This is a genomic window from Silvanigrella aquatica (genome assembly GCF_001907975.1).
GTDB lineage: Bacteria > Bdellovibrionota_B > Oligoflexia > Silvanigrellales > Silvanigrellaceae > Silvanigrella > Silvanigrella aquatica.
Window position 1 is genome coordinate 2784851 of sequence record NZ_CP017834.1, and the last position, 21696, is coordinate 2806546.

The window sequence follows — 21696 nt, forward strand, 5'->3', positions numbered from 1 at the left end:
GCGTATATGAATATTAATGGTAAATATACCACAAAATATGGATTACCAGAAAAAGTTATTTTTTGTAAAAAATGTGTAATGTCGAATCAAAGACCAGCGTCAACATCCGAATTTCATCATACAGCTGAAAGTAAAAAAGTAACACTGAATATTGACGCTGAAGGTGTATGTGATGCATGCAGAACGGCTGAGCAAAAAAATAAAATTGATTGGGACTCAAGAGAAAAAGAATTATTAATATTATGCGATAAATATAGAAAAAATGACGGAAGTTACGACTGTGTTGTCCCTGGTAGTGGTGGCAAAGATAGTGCTTATGCGGCACATTTATTAAAATATAAATACGGCATGCATCCTTTGACAGTCACTTGGCCACCTATTATGTATACAGAATATGGTTATCAAAATTTTAAAAATTGGATTGAAATAGGTGGATTTGATAACATAACTTTTAAGCAAAATGGAAAAGTTATGAGACTCTTAACAAAATTGTCAATTGAAAATTTATTACATCCTTTTCAAACTTTTATTTTAGGACAAAAAAACTTAGCACCCAAAATAGCTGCTAAATTTGGTATTCCTCTTGTTTTTTATGGAGAAAATGAGGCGGAATACGGTAATCCAATAGCAGAAAATGCTTCTTCTTTGCGAAATAAATCATATTTCACTATGAATAACATTGATGAAGTTTATCTTGGAGGATTATCTATAAAAGAATTAAGAGAAAAATACGAAATCCCTTTAGCTGATTTAATGGCATATTTGCCTGCTTCCATAAATGAATTACAAAATTCTAATATTGAAGTTCACTATTTAGGATATTATAAAAAATGGGTGCCGCAAGAGGTGTATTATTATGCTGTGGAAAATACAGGATTTAAACCACGCCCTTTTCGAACTCAAGGAACATATAGTAAATACAATAGTATTGATGACAAAATTGATGACCTTCACTATTATACAACATTTATGAAGTTTGGTATCGGAAGGGCGACTTATGATGCATCACAGGAGATAAGAAATTTTCATATAGATAGAAAAGAAGCTTGTGCTCTTGTAAAGCGTTTTGATGGTGAATTTCCTGATAAATATCTAAAAGAAATATTAAATTATTTAGATATATCTGAAGATCGTTTTATGATGTTATGCGATAAAGCAAGGTCTGAACATTTATGGGAAAAAGTGAATGGCGAATGGAAGCTACGTCATACTGTAAATTGCGATGGAATTGATGATAAATGACAATTTATATTCAAAGATACTAAATTGTTAAAGGGCACTGAAATTTAATTATGCCAGAGAGTCTTGTTTGTGCTTACGAATACACTTCTAATATCTAAAAACGATTCGAATACGTTTTAAAAAAAAGGAAATTCTAGGGTTGATGAGATATTTTTTTAAAATAAAACAATTATTTAGTAATATTCATATATTGAATAAAAGATTTCCTCGTACTTATTGCGTTGTATATGGATGTGATTCAATCTATAAAAAAAGTATTCTAGAGGTTATTTCGCATGTATCAACTCCCGTTTTTATTGAGGCAGGATATTTTTATTTAAATATTTATAGATTTTTATTAGTTTTTCCAACATTTATTAAGATTGTATTTAAGTCTGAAATGAGATGGAGTTTTCGTTCTTTCTCAATTGCTTTGAAAGTTGCTTTTCTATTTCAAGTAATTCAATCTTATAAACCTCGAGTTGTATTAACTTACTTAGATAATGATAGTATTTTTCAATTTACAGCTCGGATAAGTTCAAATATTAAATTTTTTTGTATTCAAAATGGCTCTCGTGGAATATATGATATTGAAGCTGTCCCAAATTTAAATCTTGTAAATTTTTTCTGTTTTAACAATTATGTTATTAAATTTCTTTCCCAAAGTGGTTATAAAGCGAATAGATGGTTGCCTATTGGGAGTTTTATGTCAAGTTTTTTTATAAAGCATATTTCAGAGAAAAGTAATTTTATAAAGGAATTTGATATTTGTTTAGTATCACAGTGGAGATTATCTTTTTATTTGGAATCTAAAAATAATCCATTTTTTTATTCATTTAAAAAAATGGTTGATGAATTATTGGATTGTTTATCTACGTTACTTAAGTTAAATGCACATATAAAAGCCTGTATTGCATTGTGCTCAGAGGATGAGAGAGAGTATAGTTTATATAAGGACAAATTTTTAGATAGATGTCTTATCTTGAAGAAAGATAAAAATTATGAATGGACATCTTATGAGGCAATAGCAAAAAGTAAAATTACAATAAGTATTAATTCAACAATGCTAGAAGAAGCTTTGGATCTGAATTCAATACCGCTAGGATACAATTCAAGTGGAGATCCTTTACTTAATGCTTCTTTACCAGATTTGTATCTTGCAAACAGTAAAGAACAATTCACAGAAAAAATACATCATAACTTATTAGTTAGTTCAAATTTAGATTCGCTGGATATTTCTGATTTAAAAACTTCTAATACAATTCCTGCATATAAAGTCATACAAAATGCGGTGAAATTTGGAATAGGAGATTCTCCTCAGTTATTTGAAGAATATTTAGATCAATTTTCTTATTGCCAGAAGTAAATAAAAAGTTGTTTCCATATTCTTTTGCCATGAAACTTTACAAATTAACACTGCTTTTCTCTAAACTGTTTCCATTTTCTAAAAACACTCTGGTTTAGACTACTTGCTTCTGGGTTTTTTTGAAAAAAATTATATATGCCATTAAAAGACAAATCTTGAGTAATTAATTGGTATTCAATAATTTTTTCAATTAATAAAGTGTCTTTTATTTCATCAACTTCAAGATGATGATTTGGTAAATAATATTTACCATTTGCCCTGCTATTATATATTTTGAATATATCAGGGTGTTTACGGATGAATAAAGTAGCATGTTCAAGTTCTTCAGATGAGCTAACTAACTGATAAGATTTTTCTAAAGTTTCAAATTTAAATACTTCTACTTCCATTCCGGGAGGAAAAGTAGTTTCAAGAGTGTTACTTACGAAATCGAAATCTTGCATTAAAAATGTTAATATCATGTAATCAATAATTTCGGGACAAATTAAGGGGCCATCGCCGTATATATTAACTCCGATAGTTGCTTTAGATTGTGCTAGTGCTTCTTTAATACGCTCTAAAACGTGTTCTTTTGAACCTCTGTAGCAACTAACTCCGTATTTATTGCAGAATACTTCAATGGGATTGTCTACTGTTTCATGACTAGTTGCTACAATAATATCATCAATATAATATGTGGATTTAACACGATCTAAAAGATGCTCTAGTAAAGGTTTACCATGGATATTAAACAGAGTTTTACCAGGTAAACGAACTGAATCCATACGTACTGCAATTACAGCCACAATTCTTTGATTCATTATTTTAATTAAACCTATTTTGAACGATTAGAAAAATGATTTAAAAAATATTTATTTTCTGGATTTAAGGTAACAATGTATTTTTAATTTAAATCCAGAGCTGAAATCATGTGATCATCATGAATGTCGCGAACAGCCATTTTTCCTATCAAATCATTTATATTATTAGGAGGTAAACCTGTTCCTGGTCTTTTACAGATCAAGTCTTCCATTTGGATAATTTTTCCTTTAGGAATAAAATGAGCAGACACTATACTTCGACGCGCAAATTTTCTTGCTTCTTTTTCTTCATCTGCAACATTTTTAGAATTATTACCTAGCAGGGAAGAAATAAATTCAATATTATTTTTAAATATTTTAAGGTCATTAACATCCATGGAATGATAATGATCATTGCCAGGTAAGGTTTTGTCATGAGTAAAATGTTTTTCAATTATCAAAGAGCCGAGAAGCCACGCGGATGTTATGACCAACATTTGATTATCTGGTTTGGTATGGTCAGAATAGCCAACAACATGCTTTGGAAATACTTTTTTTAGATATGGAATAACGTTAAGATTGGCTGCTTCAAAGTTACAAGGGTAACTTAATACGCAATGAAGAATCGCAACGCTTTTTGCGCCATTTTCTTCAAGGATATTTAGAGCGTATTCAATTTCAGGAAGATTAGAGGCACCAGTAGATAAAATAATAGGTTTGTTTTTTGAAGCTATTTTTTGTAACAAAGGAACATTAGTAATGTCGGCCGAGGCAATTTTAAAAACAGGGACATAAGGATCAATCCAGTCAACGGCTTCTAGATCAAATGGTGTTGACATAAAGTCAATTCCAATTTCACGGCAATAATTAGCGATTTCTATATATTGCTCTTCACCAAAAGAGTCATATTTTTTAAAAAGATCAAACTGATTTGAAATGGTTTCTTCGGCTGTATTCCAATAGGAAGGGCTATTTTTACATGCTAATTTTTCAGCTTTATAAGTTTGAAATTTTATCGCATTTGCTCCTCCATCTTTGGCTAAACGAACTTGTTTCTTAGCTATATCCATATTGCACTCGTGATTTACACCAACTTCAGCAATCAAATATGGATTTTTACTTTTTGAACTATCCCAATTTCCTATTTTCATTTTTATATTCCTATTTTCTCAATTCAATTAAGGCTAATTGTACACGTTTGATCATTTCATCAAAATCGTCATGACTCATCCACTCATGAAATGGAAAAGAAATCATATTATCAAAAAATTTATCTGTATTTGGACAACTAGCTTCAGACATATTACTCTTTTGAAAAATTGGGTAACGATATAGAGGATAGTATTGAACAACTGTTTTTAATTTATAAGTATTAAATAATGAACTAATCAAATCATCTCTAGACTTTCCATAAATTTCACTGTCATAATAAGCGGTCATTAAATGCCAAGCATGCTTGCTTTGAGGCTGAATTTTTTGAAATATTAATTCTGGAAAATTTTTAAAAGATTCCAGAAATTTATTTGCGCGTTGTGTACGTTTCTCAATAATTTGATCATTACGCTTTAATAAAGCACTTCCTAGAGCGGATGGAACTTCTGCCATACAAAAATTATAAGGCCAAATACCTTGTAAATCAAAATCAACATTCGACATGGCAGGTTTCCAATAATATTCTTGATTTTCAAATGGACGTAATCCATTATGCCGTAATCCTGGAACCATTTTAGCTAAATTCGGATCTTTAACCCAAAGCATTCCGCCTTCACCTAAAGTTGAAATATTTTTGTGTGTATGAAAGCTAAAACAAGAAAAGTCACCAAATGTTCCTAGTTTTTGATGATTTAATTCTCCTCCTAATGCTTGAGCTGCATCCTCAATTAAAATTATGTCATGATTGCTACAAAGCTCTTGCAGTTCTTGCATAGGCGCTGCATTGCCATAAAGATGAACAGCCATTAACGCTTTGGTTTTTGGAGTAATAAGTTTTCTTATATTTTCAATATCGATTACGCGAGTGTGAAAATCAATATCCGCCCATTTAATCACACATCCCAAACGAGCAAAAGATATTGCTGAAGCAACAAATGTATGAGCAGGAATAATAACTTCATCGCCTTTTTCAAACTGACAAAGTATTGCAGCTAATTCTATAGCGGCGGTTGCGCTTGAAACTGCATAGGCGTGCCCGTTTTGTCCTAGGTAATTTTCAAAATCTTTTTCAAATTGTTTTTGGTATTGTCCTTGAGTTAAAGGATCGGCTAATGTTGCTACTTCAGTAATTAATTTTAGCTCTTCACTGGTATATTGTTGGCCTCTGCCACTCCAATTAATAATTTTTTCCATTTTTGTAAGCTTCCGAGTGTTTTTTGTTAATTTTAAGATCAAATTCTGCTTTTTTTTCAAGATCTTTCGTCATATTTTTTTCGTGCAAACGATAACGATACAAAGGCAATGGAATTCGTGTAATACCATATTTCTTAGAAAAACGCTCTTTTAGATCAACTTCCTCATTAATTAAAAAACTTTCATCATACAAACCAATTTCTATTAATTGTTCAATACGAAACATGATTCCACAGCCAATTGGATCTTTTTCTGAATTACATCTTCTAATAACATCTTCCTTATCATCAATTAAATAATAATCACAGCAGACAGCGTCAAATTCATGATTCATTTCTAAAAATAAGCTTAAAATAAAAAGATAATCTTTATTGACAAAATCATCCGAATCTAAGCGAACAATATATTTTCCTTGAGCGTTACGAATTCCTTCATTTAGAGCTGATGGCAATCCCAAATTCTGTGAGAGATTTATTATTTTTATTTCTTCTTTAAATAAATTTAAGACAAAACTCGTTTTGTCGGTGCTGTGGTCATTAACAACTATTATTTCGTATTGATCATGATGTAGAGTCTGCTTAAGTATAGATCTTAAACAACGAGCTATGTAGAGCTCGCCATTATACACAGGAATTATAACGGAAACTGCTAAATTATTTTTCATGGATCACATCATTTTAAAGAGATTAACAACTTTGTCTAGTGTTAAGATATTTTCAAAATCCTCTCCTAAAGCATTTATAAGAGGCTTTTGATGACAAATAGATGATTGGTATAATTTTAAATACTCTTCATTTGAAAGATTTTTTGTAATCCCCGTAGGTAGGGTATAATTATTTTTTTCTTTATAAGACATAAAGAGATTATACTCCTTTGGATAGTATTCTTCCATAGCTTGCATCACAATACAGTTGGCAACACTATGAGGTGTTCCAAAAACTGTACTAAGACCTGCCGATAATGGATGAATGATTCCTACATAACTATTCGCTATAGCACTACCACCCAAAAACGATGCTAACATAGCTTTTTCTAGATTGACATCGCTCATAGGATCATCAGAGGAAAAAATGTCATCAATTAATTTTAATGCTTGCTGTGCATAAGCGTCTGAGAAAGGACTTCTAAAAAAACCATTAAGTAATTCCATGCAATGAAAAAATGCGTCCATCACCGTGTAGAAAAATAAATTTTTAGGAATGGATTTTAATAAATTTGAGTCACAAATAACTTCCTTAAAAACACTGTACTGAGAGTTCATGCCAAGTTTTAAATTTTTAACTTTATTTAGCAAAACGCATGTTTTAGAGCTTTCAGCGCCTGTCCCTGGCAGAGTTGGAATTCCAACTGTATATAGGGAAGGATTATTGAGTAAATCCCAGCCTTGGTATAAAGCCGCCGAACCAGGATTCGTGTAAAGGTTTGCAAGAGCTTTTGCGATGTCAAGAGACGATCCTCCTCCTATGCCTACCACGCATTCTAAATTAATTATGTTGCGTACTTGTAAGGATAGTTCGTCAACATAATCAACAGATGGTTCTGTTGAGGTATCCACACTTATGAGACTGAAATTATTATTTTTCAAAATATTTAAAGAGGCATGATTAATAAGATTTTTATCTATAATAATTAGATTATTTTTAAAATTATCTAAAATACTGCTCAATTCTGAAAGTGAGTTTTTACCAAAATGAACCTTAGGAACATGATATATTGTTGACATTAAAATCTCCGCTTTAGAAAACCACTTAGAAATTTAACCACAATACTTCAACTTCGCTTAAAGGTGAAGCTAATGTGATCCTAAAAGCTGGACTATTTCATGGATAATGATATATCATGTTAAGACTGGGTAAGCAAGATTGAAGTTTTTAGCAATGATAAATTATTTTTTAAAGTAACTTTATTAAAAATTTTGTCCTTTTAAACTAGGAATAATAGCAAAATGCTTTTAGTTACAACTCCTATTGAAAAATTTTGGGATGCTAAGAAAGATATTTTATTTTTAGGTGAATATTGTAAACACTACAGTCGAAAAGAATATTGGCAGACTTTAAATTTTAGCACTTTCCATACTATTTGGAGTGATTCAAGTAAAAAGAAAATTTATGCAAATTATTTAAATTCCATTCAAGAAAAAACTATTGAATATCTCGTTGAAAAATTAAATGAAGTTCATGGAACAAAATTTTCTAAGAGATACTGGAGAATTTTATTAACCCCTTTTTTAATGCACTATATTCCAAATTTTTTTGACAAATATATTCATATTCTTGAAGTAAAAAAAATGTTTCCCCATAATCTTTCAACAATAATACTTAGTGAAGAGTCATTTTTTGATATTAATCTTGCTGAAGAATTCATTTCAGAAATGGTTAAAGATGAATGGAATTTACAAATAACATCACAAATTATTCAAAAAATTGGTGATATAAAGATATGTGATATTAAAAAATTAGAAAGAAAAGATCAGAAAATAGGGTTAATGTATGAATTGAAGTGTTTTTTAAAGAATATTATTACATTTCTATTAATGTTTATTTTAAGAAAATCTTCTATTAGAAATTTTTGTCAGCAATTGCCATTAATACAATCTTTTTCCTTATATTTTTTTTCTTTTTTTGAATTTGTACCTTGTAAAAAAATTAAAATAAAAAAAAATAAATATTTGAAAAACAATATGGAAATGCGAAGTATTTTTTCTTCTTATAAAGATGTAAATGACGATAAATTTTGCGATATTTTAATGCAAAGTTTTGAAAAAAATTTTCCATTGCAATTTATTGAAGGATTTGAATATTATTTTAAAAAAGCAAAATTTTTATACGGAAGCAAATGTCCTAAAGTAATAATTCAGGATACATCAATTTATTCAGATTCACTTTTTGCAATGTGGTTTGCATATTGTATTGAAAAAGGTACAAAATCAATTGGATTTCAGCATGGTGGTGGATATGGCGATCGTTTGTATAATCCAAGCCAAAATTTTGAATTAAAGGTTAATGATTATTACATTTCTTGGGGCTGGAAAAAAGAGGGTTACAATATTCTTCCACTTCCTAGCCCTATCATATACATTCCTCAAAAAAAATTAATTGAAGTAAACAATAATAAAGATATTATGTTAGTTGGAACTGTTATTCCTCAACATTTTATACGTTATGATTGCCAACCTATAGATTTGCAATTTTTAGAATATTTAAATTGGGAATTACGTTTTTATCAATCAATTTCTAAAGAAATATCTAGTAATTTTTATATTAGAACTTACCCTGTAGATTATAATTGGAACATAAAAAAAAGACTTTTAAATAATTCAGTAAGAGTAAATTCAAAGAAAAATTTTCAAGAAGCGTTACTTAATTGTAAAATTTTTGTAAGCGATAATTTAAATACTACATTTCTTTATTCTTTAGCTATTAATAAACCAACCATATTATTTTGGGATCAAAATTTGTGGGAAAGCACAAGTGAGGCTTTGCATTATTATTCTATTCTTGAGAAGGCGGGTATTTTTCATAGAAACCCTGAATCAGCCGCGTTAAAAATTAATGAGATATATTATTCAGTTGATTTGTGGTGGAAGTCTGAAGAAATACAAAAAGCAAGATTATTATTTGTTGAAAATTATGCTAAGACATCAGACTGTTGGGAGAGAGTCTGGGTAAAAGAAATCAAAAATTTAATTAGATATTAAGTATTAATTCGAATTATTATTAAGGGAAGTTTTTATGAAAGTATCATTAGGCAGTTGGTTAACGGTATTACATCCAACCATCGTTGATTTGATGACAGATCAAAAACTAGATTGGTTTTGTGTTGATATAGAGCATTCCCCTACTTCTTATTTAGACTTACAAAATTCAATTTCAACAATTCAATTAAAAGGAAAAAAAGCTTTTGCGAGAGTAGCACAAAATACGCATTATCATTTGAAGTTTCCTTTAGACGCTGGCGTCGATGGTGTCATTATTCCAATGGTAAATTCTGCTGAAGAAGCAAGACAAGCTGTTTCTAATTGTTATTATCCTCCTAAAGGAAATAGAGGTGTTGGTTTAGCAAGAGCACAAAAATATGGATTTGCTTTTCAGGAGCATTTGCAGTCAAATCTTAAAGATTTGACTGCCATTGTTCAAATTGAACATTTTAAAGCAGTTGAGCAAATTGATTCTATTTTAGATATTGATGGAGTTGCAGGGGTTTTTATTGGCCCTTATGACTTGAGTGGTTCTATGGGAATTCCAGGACAATTTGATCATCCTAAAATGAAAGAAGCAATTCAAAGGATATCAAATGCAACAATAGCAAGAAATAAAATTCTTGGTGTGCATATTATTTCTCCAAAGTTTGAACAAGTAGAAGAGTTTGCTCAAATGGGATACAATTTTATTGCTTTTAGTATTGATACTCTTTTTTTGGGAACAGCAATACGTGAGGAACTTTCAAAAATAGGACGTTAATTCGTTACCATGATTAAGGATGTTATGTTACATTTACTCCTCTAAATATCTTAAATTTAAATATATTTTTTAACAGGGGAATTTAATGGAATATGAAAAAATAAGTTGTGATTTTTGTGGTAGCCCTGAAAACTCTGTAGTTGCTAGTCAGACAGATCTTTTATATAAAACGACGAAAGATACTTTTAATGTTGTTAAGTGTAAAGACTGTAATTTGCACTTTACAAATCCGAGGCCTGACGCAAATACAATTGGTAATTTTTATGTCCAAGATTATTCTTTTCATAGTTCAAGAAATTATATAAAATATTTATTTGATAAAGTTCTTGGTTTGATAGCGAATTCTTTTTTCGTTTTATTTTTTAATCCTTTTTCTTTTTTTAATCCATATCTGATCCAAAGAATGAAACCAAAAATTCCAGACCCAGTTTTAACTAGAATTAAAATTTTAAAAAACACAAAGAGACAAAAAATTCTAGATATTGGCTGTGGTAGCGGAACTAATTCACATTTTTTTGGAGCAAAAGGGAGTTTAAACTATTATAAAAAATTTGCCGATGTAATGGGCTGCGAATTTTCTGAAAATGCTCGTAATAATTTAAGTGAATTAGGAATTTTTTGTTATCCTTTCATTGATAAAATTCCTAGTAGTGAAAATTATTTTGACATTATTCGTATGAACTGGTCTTTAGAACACGTTGACAAGCCTAGTCATTATTTTAAATTTATAAAAGAACATTTGGCAAAAGATGGGATTGCCGTTATTTGTATTCCAAATAATGAAGGTCATGTTTATCAAAATTATCCAAATTGTTTAGAGCTTCCCATACATTTTTATCATTTTAATATAAGTGATATTTTTAAGTATGCAGAAAAATATGGGCTTAAAATAAAAAATGTAAATACCTTTTCATATCCGGGATTATATTATTTTTCTAGTAAATTTTACCCAAGTTTAAGTCATTATAAAAATATGTCGATTTTTGATGCTTGGAAGATGAATAAATTATTAAACAAATCATATACTGAAAATGGGAATGATATGATTGTAATTTTGGGTCTATAATATTTTATTAAATTTTTAAAATAAACTCCTTCGGTATTGCATTCGTATAATCGAGTGCATGTTGATGAGTGGACTAAAATGATCTACAATACAATTGTCTTTCGAAATGATTCTCTTTTACTAAAAATACCTATTTGTGAAGAACTATAAAAGTTAGGATTTTTTTTACTATGCACATTTGTATTATTCCTGCTCGCATGGGCAGTTCACGATTTCCAAATAAACCTTTAGCTCCCATTTTAGGAATACCCATGTTAGGTCATGTGGCATTAAGGTGTAAATTAGAACCCTTATTCGATCTTGTTGCTGTAGCGACTTGTGATCAAGAGATCTTTGAGTATTGCGCAAGTATTGGTGTGAAAGCAGTAATGACTTCCAATAGGCACGAAAGAGCTTCGGATCGCATACAAGAAGCACTTATTTTTTTAGAAAAAAAGCTAACTGAAAAAGTAACATCAGTAACTATGGTTCAGGGAGATGAGCCCATGGTTACTCCAAGCATGTTAAAAACAGCTCTTTCTGCATTATACTCAAGTAAATCAAATATTGTAAATTTATGCTCTGAAATTGAAACAATTGAAGAATTTTGTTCGCCAAATTGTGTAAAAGTGGTTTTAGACAAGAATCAATATGCTCTTTATTTTAGTAGAGAAGCAGTACCAAGTATTTCTAAGTTTAAGGGAAAAATTAAACCTCTAAAACAAGTTTGTATTATTCCTTTTCAAAGAAATTTTCTAATTGAATATAGTAATCTTCCACCCACTCCTTTAGAGGAAATCGAATCAATAGATATGTTAAGAGTACTAGAGCATGGAATGAATATTTATTGTGAAATAATCAATGAAAAGTCGTGGCCAGTCGATGTTCCTGAAGACATCATTCGAGTTGAAAAAGCGTTGAGTACTTGTCCCTTGCTTTCTAGGTATATAAAATGAATAATAATGTCATAGCAGTTACATCACCCTCTTTTTCACAATCCTCTGTTCTTGTGAATGAATTAACTTCATTAGGATGTAGGGTGGTTTTAAATTCTTCTGGTATTCGTTTTAATGAAACAAATTTAATTGAATTTATTAATTCTTGTAAAGCAAATGCAATTATAGTTGGCTTAGAAAAAATAAGTGAAACTGTTTTGACAACTTGTAGAAGTGTAAATTTTATTAGTAAATTTGGAGTTGGACTTGATAATTTAGACTTAAGTGCTTGTGAAAAAAATGGGATTAAAATTGGTTGGACTTCAGGATTAAATAATAGATCTGTTACTGAACTTGTTCTTGCTTTTTCTTTGGGGCATTTAAGAAATTCAACTAAGGCTATTTATCAAATGTCTAAAGGAATTTGGAATAAAAATGGGGGAAAGGAACTTTCAAATTGTACATTTGGAATTGTAGGAATGGGAAATATTGGCACGGATCTTGCTAAAGTTTTAAGTGCGTTTGGTTGTCATATTTTATTTTATGATATTTTAGATAAATCCACGAATGAGGATGTTACTAAATTAGGATTGAAGCAGGTATCATACCAAATTTTATTAAAAAACTCTGATGTTATTTCTTTTCACGTTCCTTTAACTAAGGAAAGTCAATATATGTTTTCTACGAAACAAATAGAATTGGTAAAGCCAGATTGTTTTATAATTAATACATCTAGAGGTGCTGTGATTGATTTTGAAAAAGTTTGTTCAGCAGTTCTAAATAATAAAATAAGTGGATTCGCTTCAGATGTATTTATAGAAGAGCCTTATGACGTTAGTTCTTGGTCTGAAGTTCCAAATTTATATTTTACTCCACATATAGGTGGAAATTCAAAAGAAGCTGTACTAAATATGGGGCGTTCCGCTATTAATCATATTGCAAATTATTTTGGTGTAAAACACAATGAAAAATGAAAATTCTGAAATTAAAATTATTGTATTTGGTGGATCGGGATTTTTGGGGAGTCACGTTAGTGAAGAATTAGTTGCACGCGGCTATAAAGTTACAATATTTGATTTAAACAGTTCAAAAATATTTTATAAAAATCAAGTTGAATTTATCAAATCAGATATACTTGATAAAAAATCCGTTATTGACGCATGTGAACTTCATGACATCGTATATAATTTTGCTGGCCTAGCTGATATAAATGTCGCAAAAGATAATCCAGAATTAACTGCGCAATTAAATATAATGGGAAATTTAAATATTTTAGAAGCTTGTCGAATTCATCAGATTAAAAGATTTATTTTAGCAAGTAGTATTTATGTTTATAGTGAATCTGGATCATTTTATAGAATAAGTAAGCAAACGAGTGAGAAATTTACAGAATTATATTCTGAAAAATATGGAATTTCTTTTACTATACTTAGATATGGTTCACTTTATGGTCGAAGAGCGGATTTTAGAAATGGTTTGTATCGTCTCATTCATCAAGCCATAACAACTGGGAAGATAACTTATTCAGGTACGGGTGAAGAGTTAAGAGAATACATACATGTTTCAGATGCGTCTGTAGCGAGTGTCAATATTTTAAGCCCAGAGTTTAGAAATCAACACGTTGTGATTACAGGACATCAATCCTATAAAGTTTCTGACATTATGAAAATGATCTCTGAAATTTTAAGGTACAAGTTAAATATAACTCTCGACTTTGCAAATGAAGATATAGATTCACACTACAATATAACTCCTTATGCATATAAACCTCGAATTGGAAAAAAATTAGTAGTAAATCCTTTTGTTGATATAGGACAAGGAATTCTTGACTGTATAGATGAAATATCAATTGAAAAAGGTTTTTTAAATGAATCGAGTCAATGAAGAAAACTTTTTTTTTCCATCTTTAAAATGGAAATACGTTTCGTATTTTTGGGGACCATCAGCGCCTGCTTACGGTGGTGGTAAAAAAGTAGAGATAAAAAAAGAGAGAGATATTTGCTGCGGTGACTCAAGCAATAGTCTTACTTTTACAGCAGGTAATCACATAGGCACGCATTTTGACTTCCCTCTACACTTTGATAAAAATGGGAAAAATGTTTTAGATTATGAAGCTTCTTTTTTTATTCATTATAAGATTTCTGTAATTAAATTAGATATAAATTCAGGAAATTTAATTAGTGTATCGGATATTAGTAAAAAAGAAGAAGAAATTGATAAAGAGACAACATTATTATTAATAGATACCGGTAGCTCATTAAATAGAGATGAAGAAAAATATTGGAAAAATGGAATTGGTGTAAACTTAGATGTAGCTAATTATCTTAGGGAAAAATATTCTAACTTAACAACGATTGGGCTTGATACAATTTCATTATCTGCTTTTCAAAATAGAGATATCGGACGTTTAGTTCATAAAGAATTTTTGTGTCACGATAAACCAATTTTAATTATAGAAGATCTTAATTTAAATGCGATTAATAACATAAAACCCAAAGTTGTCATTGCTTTGCCATTGAGAATTGAAAATGCAGATGGTGCTCCCGCTACTATAATTGTGGGGTACTAAATGTATAGACATATTTTTTTAGATTTTGATGGAGTTATTGTTGATTCAACTAAATTAAAACATGATACCTTTATTTCACTAGTAGAAGATGAAAAAAAAGGAATGGACTCTATTCTTGATAATTTATTAAAAAATAAACTAATTGGTGCTGAAAGAAATATTATTTGCAAATGGATTATAGAAAATACTGATTCTGATAAATCAATAGAAAAATTAACTTATAAATTTGCAAAAAAGATAGATAGAAAAATATTAGAATTAAATTTAACCGAAGGTTTTAAAGAATTTATTAATAGCATTAAAAATAAAAATTATACAAATTTATCAATAATTTCTAATGCCCCAATGAATGATATAATCTCTTATCTAAATTTTTTTTCAATATCTAATGAGTTTACTTATATTGTTGGATTTGAAGAAGGGATCTCAAAAGCAGATCGAATTTTTAGAATCATGAATAAAATAATTTTATCTTCTGATGAATGCCTTTTTATAGGAGATACTCCTTCCGATTTTTTAGCGGCTAAAAAATGTAATATTTCATTTATTAGAATCGAAAGTTTTTTAGGAAATAATTGTTTGTGGGATGAAAAAATTTTAACTTGTAAAAATTTTTTCGAAATAATTAATCTAATAGAAAGAAGAAAAATAAACTTATGATGAAACAAATTTTTAGAAAATGTATTCAGGAAACATCTAAGTCATTTTTTTCAAAAGCTTCTACTGTAACAACAACGTTTTTAGAGTCAGCCTTATCACGTTACGATATTTCTTTAGGTGATAAAAAATTAAGTTTCTATTGCCCTAATAGATTAACTCTTTGGAGAGCACAAACCCTTTTTTCAAAGGAACCAGATACAATTGAATGGATTAATTCTTTTGAGCAAAATTCAGTATTTTATGATGTTGGAGCAAATATGGGAGTCTTTTCATTATATGCTGCTGCCAAAGGGCACAGAGTATATTCATTTGAGCCCGAATCAACAAATTATGCTTTATTAAATACGAATATTTATATTAATAATTATTCTGAAGTTATGAGAGCATATAATATTGCTCTTTCATCCACGCAAGGATTTGGTGAATTCTTTTTAAGTAATTTTGAACAAGGAGCGGCTCTTCATAATTTAGGAGAGTCTGTTAATTTTGAGAAAAAGAAATTTATTCCAAAGCATACTCAAGGTATTTACTTTGATAGGCTTGATAATTTTACAGCACATTCTTCAGAAGAATGGTTTCCGGATTATTTAAAGATTGATGTTGATGGAAATGAATTTTTAGTTATTGAAGGTTCTGAAAATATTTTTAAAAATACTAAACTCAAATCAATCCTTATAGAATTAAATATGAATTTAAATGAAGATAAATTAATTAAACAAAAACTTGAAGGTATAGGCTTTGAAGCTCAGCCATTGCCTAGAAGAACATCTTCAGTGGAAGAAATGAGTTCGGTATATAACTTTATCTTTAAAAGAAGGAAGTAGGACTTATATTTAAATAGCTTTTAATGAGGATAGAAATTAATGGAAATTTTGCTAACTGGTGGCGCAGGCTTTATAGGAGCAAAAGTCTGTGAAAAATTAATAAATATTGGGCATAATGTAACTATTATTGATAATATGTCAACAGGTTTAATTGATAATATCAATAAACAAGTAAATTTTATTGAATGTGGCGCCGAGTCAAGGCTTATTCATGAAAAATTAAATAAATTTAAATTTGATGCTATTTTACATATTGGCGGTCAAAGTAGCGGTGAAATTGGTGAAAGAAATCCATTAAATGATATTCAATGGAATGTTGTATCTACTTTAAATTTATTAGATTATGCCAGCAAAAATAATATTTATAAATTTATTTATGCAAGCAGTGTCGGTGTCTATGGTACGGCTATGAAATCGCAAAATGAATTATTAGTAGAAAATACCGCAGGAAATCCTATTTCTGTATATGGCACAGGCAAGCTTTCTTCTGAAAAATATATAGACACTTATGTTAAAAGAGGACTTGTTGCCTTTAGTCTACGAATGTTTAATGTTTATGGACCTGGGCAGAATATGGATAATCCAGATCAAGGGATGATCAGTATTTATTTATCTCAATTAATTAAAAATAAGAAACTTCAAGTGAAAGGTTCTTTGCAAAGAGTTCGTGATTTCATTTATATTGATGATGTTGTTAATGCCTGGATACTTGCGTTAAATTATTCAGATCAAACACCAATTCATCATAAAATAAATATAGGATCTGGTACTGGAGTTACCATAGAGCATATTACATCATTGTTAAAAAACTATTTTGGCAATTACCCCCTTGAAGTTCTTTCTTCTACTCCAGCCGATCAAACATATACAATAGCAAATATTGAAAATGCAAAAAAAATTCTTTCCTGGTCTCCTGAAGTAGATCTTGAATATGGTTTAGCCCATTTCTATAAATGGGCTATCAATAAAATGGGAAATAAATAATGTATTTTTTATACTTATTGAAAAGAATTATTTTAAAATTATTATACTTAATAAATCAAGAACATTATAAATTAAATTTAAATTCTTTTGGGCGCTCATCTCGTATTATGTTTCCATCAGAAATAACAGAATATAAAGGATTAAGTATTGGTAGTAATGTAACTATCAAAAGTAATTCATGGTTAAATTGCAGATACTTGCCATTAACCAATGCACCATCACTGGTTATTCAAGATGGCTGTTATTTAGGAAGATTCATTCATATCAATGCATTTCAAAATGTTTATATTGAGAAAAATGTACTAATAGCAGATCGAGTTCATATCAGTGATGCTACTCATTATTATGATGACTTAGATATTCCAATAATCAAACAGGGCGCTGGTTTTATTGCACCTGTCAAACTTTCTGAAGGTTGTTGGATTGGAGTCGGTGCTGTCATATTACCAGGTGTAACCATTGGTAGAAACGCTATAATTGGGGCTAATGCTGTAGTAACAAAGAGTATTCCTGATTTTGCAATTGCAGGAGGCGTTCCTGCAAAGGTGATTAAAATGCGAGAAAGTAAATTAAATGATTGATTCAGAAATTATAAATTCCATTGAGAAGCTATCTTGCTTTAGAAAAAAATGCACGGATCTAATAAGTCAGGACCTCATTTTTTCTGATTCTCTTTGGTTTGCTACATGGAGTAAGAATAGTTCAGGTGACATGGTTGCTCGTTATTTATTAAATGAAATTACTTTATATTCTTTTTGCATATTTTTTATTAAAAAAACTATATTTAATTATTTTCGATGTTTCTTCTTTAGACGTCGAATTCATTTTTATAATTCAGAAAATATTTCACATAAAAAATATTTTTATCAGACCTGGATAAATTTAAATGAAACTGATAAAATTATATTAAATTATAAAGACAAATATTTTTCAAATTTTTTTCAAGAAGCATATAAATTAAAATCTGTCATACCAATTATTATATCAATTAATCCAAAAAATTTAAACAACATTAATATAAATAATGAAGCAATTATTTTGTCAAATAGCGATTTAAAATACATTAATATAATTGAATTTACTAGTGCATTAAAAAAATTATTTATAGCTCTCTATAATTTCATTTTTGTTTTTAGGGCAAAAAATATTAATGAATTTTTATGTGGCTTATTTGTATCATTAAATATAATTGATATAAGACAAGAAAATTCATTTAAAATATACGAATATATAAACTCTTTTCTTAAAATTTATTTAAGAGAAAATAATAGTATCCCTGAGTTATATCTACCTTACGAAGCTCAGCCTGAACAAACAGCTTTAATAAAGGCTTGGAAAGAAAATGGGGGCAATGTTATAGGTTATATTCATAGTACTTTACTTACTTTTCCTGGACATTATATAAAACTTCATATAAATGCACCAGACCAATTGTGGGTACATGGATCCTCATATCAAAAAATTCTTAGTCTATTTGGATGGGAAGAATCTAAAATTAAAAAAATTAAATCATTGCGTTATTCAATATTAAAGCCAATAAATATTGAATTATCTACAATAGCTTTACCTTATTCAACAGCGGCTCTGGATTTCAGTATTTCTATATTAAAGAATCTATCAAAGAGTGGTGTAAAATTAAGATTTCTTCGTCCACATCCTTTAACTGGGGTGTCAAAAAAAGATTTGAAAATTATTAATGAAATTATTACTGAGAATATCCTACTCAAAAATCTATATAGCACTGATAATGCAATAGTTTGTATTGGACCTGCTTCTTTACCGCTTGAAATCTTGGAACAAAAAATGTATTGTACCGTTATCCATATTCCCGTTTCAAAATCTTTCATAGATAGATTTGATAATAGTATTTGGAATGAATATATTGAATTTATAAATTTAGGTGAAGCTGTAGTTATGAATTTAAAGGTGAATGGAGCATTTATTTGTGTTTGATGCAATTGATAAAAAAAATATATTTTTTGAGTATAATAACAAATTATTAAAATTTTCCACTAATATTTCCAATTATAAGCAAGAAAAATTAAGCATAAATTGGATATTATTCTATATTTTTATTTCAATTATTATGAATCCATTTTTTTCAACTTTTAAAGATATAAAAATTAATATAATTTTAGATTTTTTTGGCTTAATTATGCCATTTTTCTTTATAAAAAAAATAAATATTTTAGGTTTATATTATTTTATTGCTTTTTTTGCTTTAGTTTCAGTTCAACTTATTTTTTTAGTATATGCAACTAAAAATATAAATGTTATGTTTCAGTCAAGAATGACGATGTATTTTATATGTCAAATATACTTATTTTATTGTATTTTATCTCAAATTCCATACAAATACATTTTATCCGCTATTAAAGTAGTTAATTATTTTGTGCTATTTATTATATTTTTAATGATTATTGAATTTTTTACTGCGGATATTTTTATTTCAAAATTATTTATTAAAGAATATATTCCTGACTATAGGTTTGACTTATATACATATTTCTCAAGATTATATAATGGCACTTCTCCGAATTTAATTATTTTAGGCGCACAACACTCAAATATTGTTTCTTTAATAGCCTGTTTTATTTTTTTCCCACTCTTTAAAAATGATTTAAAAAATAAAATTAAGTTGTTTGTATTTTTTCCAATCTGCTTCGTTATTTTTATATTGACAATGACTATGACTTCTTTGATTTGTCTTATCGTATTTTTAGTATTTATATCTTTTTCTGCAAAAGGTACGATATTTTTTAATAAATATTTTAAAATTTTTTCATTATTCTGTTTAGCTATCTTATCATTTTCATGGGAATTTCTTATTTATATAAAAAGCGGGAAGGTATACAACTCTTCTTATATTCAATATTATATAGATGTTTTTACTAACCCCATCCGTAGAATATTTAGCCAAAGCAACAATCTTAACGTACTTCTAGGTTCTGGTTCTTATCCTGAAGTCTGGTATAAATCTAATGAAACTGTTGAAATAAATGCTGATTTTGGCTATGGAATGTGGGTTCTTTCAGACGGAATTATTGTTGTCTTTGTATTAACCGCAATGTTTTTTTACTCACTTTATGTTTATGCCAAAAGTCCATTATTTTCTATTGGAAAGAGGGGTGCGTATAATTATCTTGGTATATTGATTACCCCATTTACCTATTGCTTTTTTGTTTTTACATCTATAATACATTATCAAACTTTGTTTCAAATTGGTATAAAACAATTATTCTGCTTTTATTTTTCAGTTATTTTGTATTTTATATTTTACAAAAAAAATGTAAAAAATAAGTCTGAATTAATTATAAAAAAAATTATTACTGATATTAAATTAGGAGATAAATGATTGATTAAAATATTTAAATTTTTAGAACTAGCTAAAATTGACTCAGAAGATAAAGATGATGAAAGTTATGATTTAAAAGATTTTTTTTCTTTTATCACAAAGTACATGAAAATATGGATTTCATCACTTATTTTTGGACTTGGAATAGGCTTAGCTTTTTCGCTTAATAAAACAAAGTTTTATAATTCAATAATTCCAATAGAAATAAGCGATTTGAGCTATAATCAGACTTATAAAATGAAGGAAAATATATTAAAAAGCACAAGTTATCACTTCGGATTTTTATTGGATTCCGATTTATTTTACCAAGAAATTTTTAATAATTTATTTAAATTAAGACCTGAATTCAAGGATAATTTATTAAAATATAATATTGATACTGAGAAACTGAATAAAACCTCATCTAGATTAATCGAAATAAATTCCGATAAATTATTAACTTTTTTATATATAGATACAAAATTTCCTTTTATTATTAAAGATAAAAAATTCTACGATGATTTATTAACCTCAATTAATTATGCGGCAAAATTATTCAATGAAGCTCAATTAAAAAACTATTCTAAATATTATGAAAAAAATAATTTAGAAATTAAAAATTTCACAAAAAAAAACAAGATAATTTTTGATACTATATATGAATATAATATTTTATTAACTAATATCTTGCTAGAAACAAATGAGAAAACCAGTAAAAGCCAAATATTAGACTCGAATTATAAAAGCATAAGCGATGAATCAAATATTAAAAATATAGATAATTATTTAAATAAAATACGAGTTAAAATTTATTCAAATCTTGCAATGTTAAAATATAAAAACAAAATAAGCGATTCAGACAATTCTGCTTATTTGTCTAAAATATCTGATATTACTGCAGATTTTGAGAGGTTAAATTTAGAATTATCTGCAAACCATAATGAAATTAAGACTATTTATGATGAAATAAATAGTTATTTTATTAACCCAAAAAACTTTTACTTACCAAGTCTAAATATTATTAAAAATCCAGATTTAAAAGAAATAAGTGTATCGTTAATTCCTACAAATCACTTTGTTTTTATTGGTTCAGGGGCAATTATTGGATTTTTATTTGGAATTATTATTAGCTTTATTTACTCAATTATTTATTGTAAAAATATAAATAAATAA

Annotated in this window: 21 protein-coding genes; 16 read left to right on the forward strand and 5 right to left on the reverse strand. The window is 28.4% G+C overall.

What is annotated here, in order from left to right; translation table 11 throughout:
- Nucleotides 1–6: 6 nt before the first annotated feature.
- Nucleotides 7–1242: an N-acetyl sugar amidotransferase gene (locus tag AXG55_RS11815; protein WP_148698314.1), complete on the forward strand. Its 1236-nt coding sequence runs from the start codon at nt 7–9 to the stop codon at nt 1240–1242.
- Nucleotides 1243–1381: 139 nt separating this feature from the next.
- Complete coding sequence (locus tag AXG55_RS11820) at nt 1382–2587, forward strand: hypothetical protein (RefSeq protein ID WP_233231190.1); 1206 nt, start codon at nt 1382–1384, stop codon at nt 2585–2587.
- A gap of 44 nt (nt 2588–2631) precedes the next feature.
- Here the strand turns inward: AXG55_RS11820 and AXG55_RS11825 are convergent, their stop codons facing one another.
- From AXG55_RS11825 to AXG55_RS11845, 5 genes are all read right to left on the reverse strand, one after another.
- Nucleotides 2632–3387, reverse strand: coding sequence for a cytidylyltransferase domain-containing protein (locus tag AXG55_RS11825; RefSeq protein ID WP_148698316.1), 756 nt, complete (start codon nt 3385–3387; stop codon nt 2632–2634).
- A gap of 83 nt (nt 3388–3470) precedes the next feature.
- Complete coding sequence (locus AXG55_RS11830) at nt 3471–4517, reverse strand: N-acetylneuraminate synthase family protein (protein ID WP_148698317.1); 1047 nt, start codon at nt 4515–4517, stop codon at nt 3471–3473.
- Nucleotides 4518–4527: 10 nt separating this feature from the next.
- Entirely contained in the window at nt 4528–5712 is a 1185-nt protein-coding gene (locus AXG55_RS11835) for a DegT/DnrJ/EryC1/StrS aminotransferase family protein (protein WP_148698318.1), read from the reverse strand.
- Nucleotides 5696–6376, reverse strand: a complete 681-nt coding sequence (locus tag AXG55_RS11840; protein WP_148698319.1) for a glycosyltransferase family 2 protein — start codon at nt 6374–6376, stop codon at nt 5696–5698. The genes AXG55_RS11835 and AXG55_RS11840 overlap by 17 nt, the downstream gene beginning before the upstream one ends.
- 3 nt (nt 6377–6379) lie before the next feature.
- A complete protein-coding gene (locus AXG55_RS11845) occupies nt 6380–7435 on the reverse strand; it encodes an iron-containing alcohol dehydrogenase family protein (RefSeq protein WP_148698320.1) in 1056 nt (351 codons plus the stop codon).
- A 222-nt stretch (nt 7436–7657) separates the two neighbouring features.
- Between AXG55_RS11845 and AXG55_RS11850 the strand changes: the two genes are divergently transcribed.
- From AXG55_RS11850 to AXG55_RS11915, 14 genes are all read left to right on the forward strand, one after another.
- Nucleotides 7658–9409: an LIC12162 family transferase gene (locus AXG55_RS11850; RefSeq protein ID WP_148698321.1), complete on the forward strand. Its 1752-nt coding sequence runs from the start codon at nt 7658–7660 to the stop codon at nt 9407–9409.
- A 34-nt stretch (nt 9410–9443) separates the two neighbouring features.
- Nucleotides 9444–10172, forward strand: a complete 729-nt coding sequence (locus AXG55_RS11855; RefSeq protein WP_148698322.1) for an HpcH/HpaI aldolase family protein — start codon at nt 9444–9446, stop codon at nt 10170–10172.
- 85 nt (nt 10173–10257) lie between these two features.
- A complete protein-coding gene (locus AXG55_RS11860; protein WP_148698323.1) occupies nt 10258–11238 on the forward strand; it encodes a class I SAM-dependent methyltransferase in 981 nt (326 codons plus the stop codon).
- 170 nt (nt 11239–11408) lie between these two features.
- Entirely contained in the window at nt 11409–12173 is a 765-nt protein-coding gene (gene kdsB, locus AXG55_RS11865; protein ID WP_148698324.1) for a 3-deoxy-manno-octulosonate cytidylyltransferase, read from the forward strand.
- Nucleotides 12170–13126, forward strand: coding sequence for an NAD(P)-dependent oxidoreductase (locus tag AXG55_RS11870; protein WP_148698325.1), 957 nt, complete (start codon nt 12170–12172; stop codon nt 13124–13126). Before kdsB ends, AXG55_RS11870 begins: the two co-directional genes overlap by 4 nt.
- On the forward strand, nt 13116–14036 hold the full coding sequence (locus tag AXG55_RS11875; protein WP_233231192.1) for an NAD-dependent epimerase/dehydratase family protein: 921 nt from the start codon (nt 13116–13118) through the stop codon (nt 14034–14036). The genes AXG55_RS11870 and AXG55_RS11875 overlap by 11 nt, the downstream gene beginning before the upstream one ends.
- Nucleotides 14020–14721 (forward strand): cyclase family protein, encoded by a 702-nt coding sequence (locus tag AXG55_RS11880; protein ID WP_148698326.1) that lies wholly within the window; start codon nt 14020–14022, stop codon nt 14719–14721. The genes AXG55_RS11875 and AXG55_RS11880 overlap by 17 nt, the downstream gene beginning before the upstream one ends.
- Complete coding sequence (locus AXG55_RS11885; protein WP_148698327.1) at nt 14722–15381, forward strand: HAD family hydrolase; 660 nt, start codon at nt 14722–14724, stop codon at nt 15379–15381.
- Nucleotides 15378–16205: an FkbM family methyltransferase gene (locus AXG55_RS11890; protein WP_148698328.1), complete on the forward strand. Its 828-nt coding sequence runs from the start codon at nt 15378–15380 to the stop codon at nt 16203–16205. The genes AXG55_RS11885 and AXG55_RS11890 overlap by 4 nt, the downstream gene beginning before the upstream one ends.
- Nucleotides 16206–16244: 39 nt before the next feature.
- Nucleotides 16245–17189 carry an NAD-dependent epimerase/dehydratase family protein gene (locus AXG55_RS11895; RefSeq protein ID WP_148698329.1) on the forward strand — a complete coding sequence of 315 codons (945 nt, stop codon included), beginning with the start codon at nt 16245–16247 and terminating at the stop codon, nt 17187–17189.
- On the forward strand, nt 17189–17770 hold the full coding sequence (locus tag AXG55_RS11900) for an acyltransferase (protein ID WP_148698330.1): 582 nt from the start codon (nt 17189–17191) through the stop codon (nt 17768–17770). The genes AXG55_RS11895 and AXG55_RS11900 overlap by 1 nt, the downstream gene beginning before the upstream one ends.
- A 457-nt stretch (nt 17771–18227) precedes the next feature.
- Nucleotides 18228–19142, forward strand: coding sequence for a hypothetical protein (locus tag AXG55_RS11905; RefSeq protein WP_148698331.1), 915 nt, complete (start codon nt 18228–18230; stop codon nt 19140–19142).
- Nucleotides 19135–20544: an O-antigen polymerase gene (locus AXG55_RS11910; protein WP_148698332.1), complete on the forward strand. Its 1410-nt coding sequence runs from the start codon at nt 19135–19137 to the stop codon at nt 20542–20544. The genes AXG55_RS11905 and AXG55_RS11910 overlap by 8 nt, the downstream gene beginning before the upstream one ends.
- On the forward strand, nt 20545–21696 hold the full coding sequence (locus tag AXG55_RS11915) for a hypothetical protein (protein WP_148698333.1): 1152 nt from the start codon (nt 20545–20547) through the stop codon (nt 21694–21696).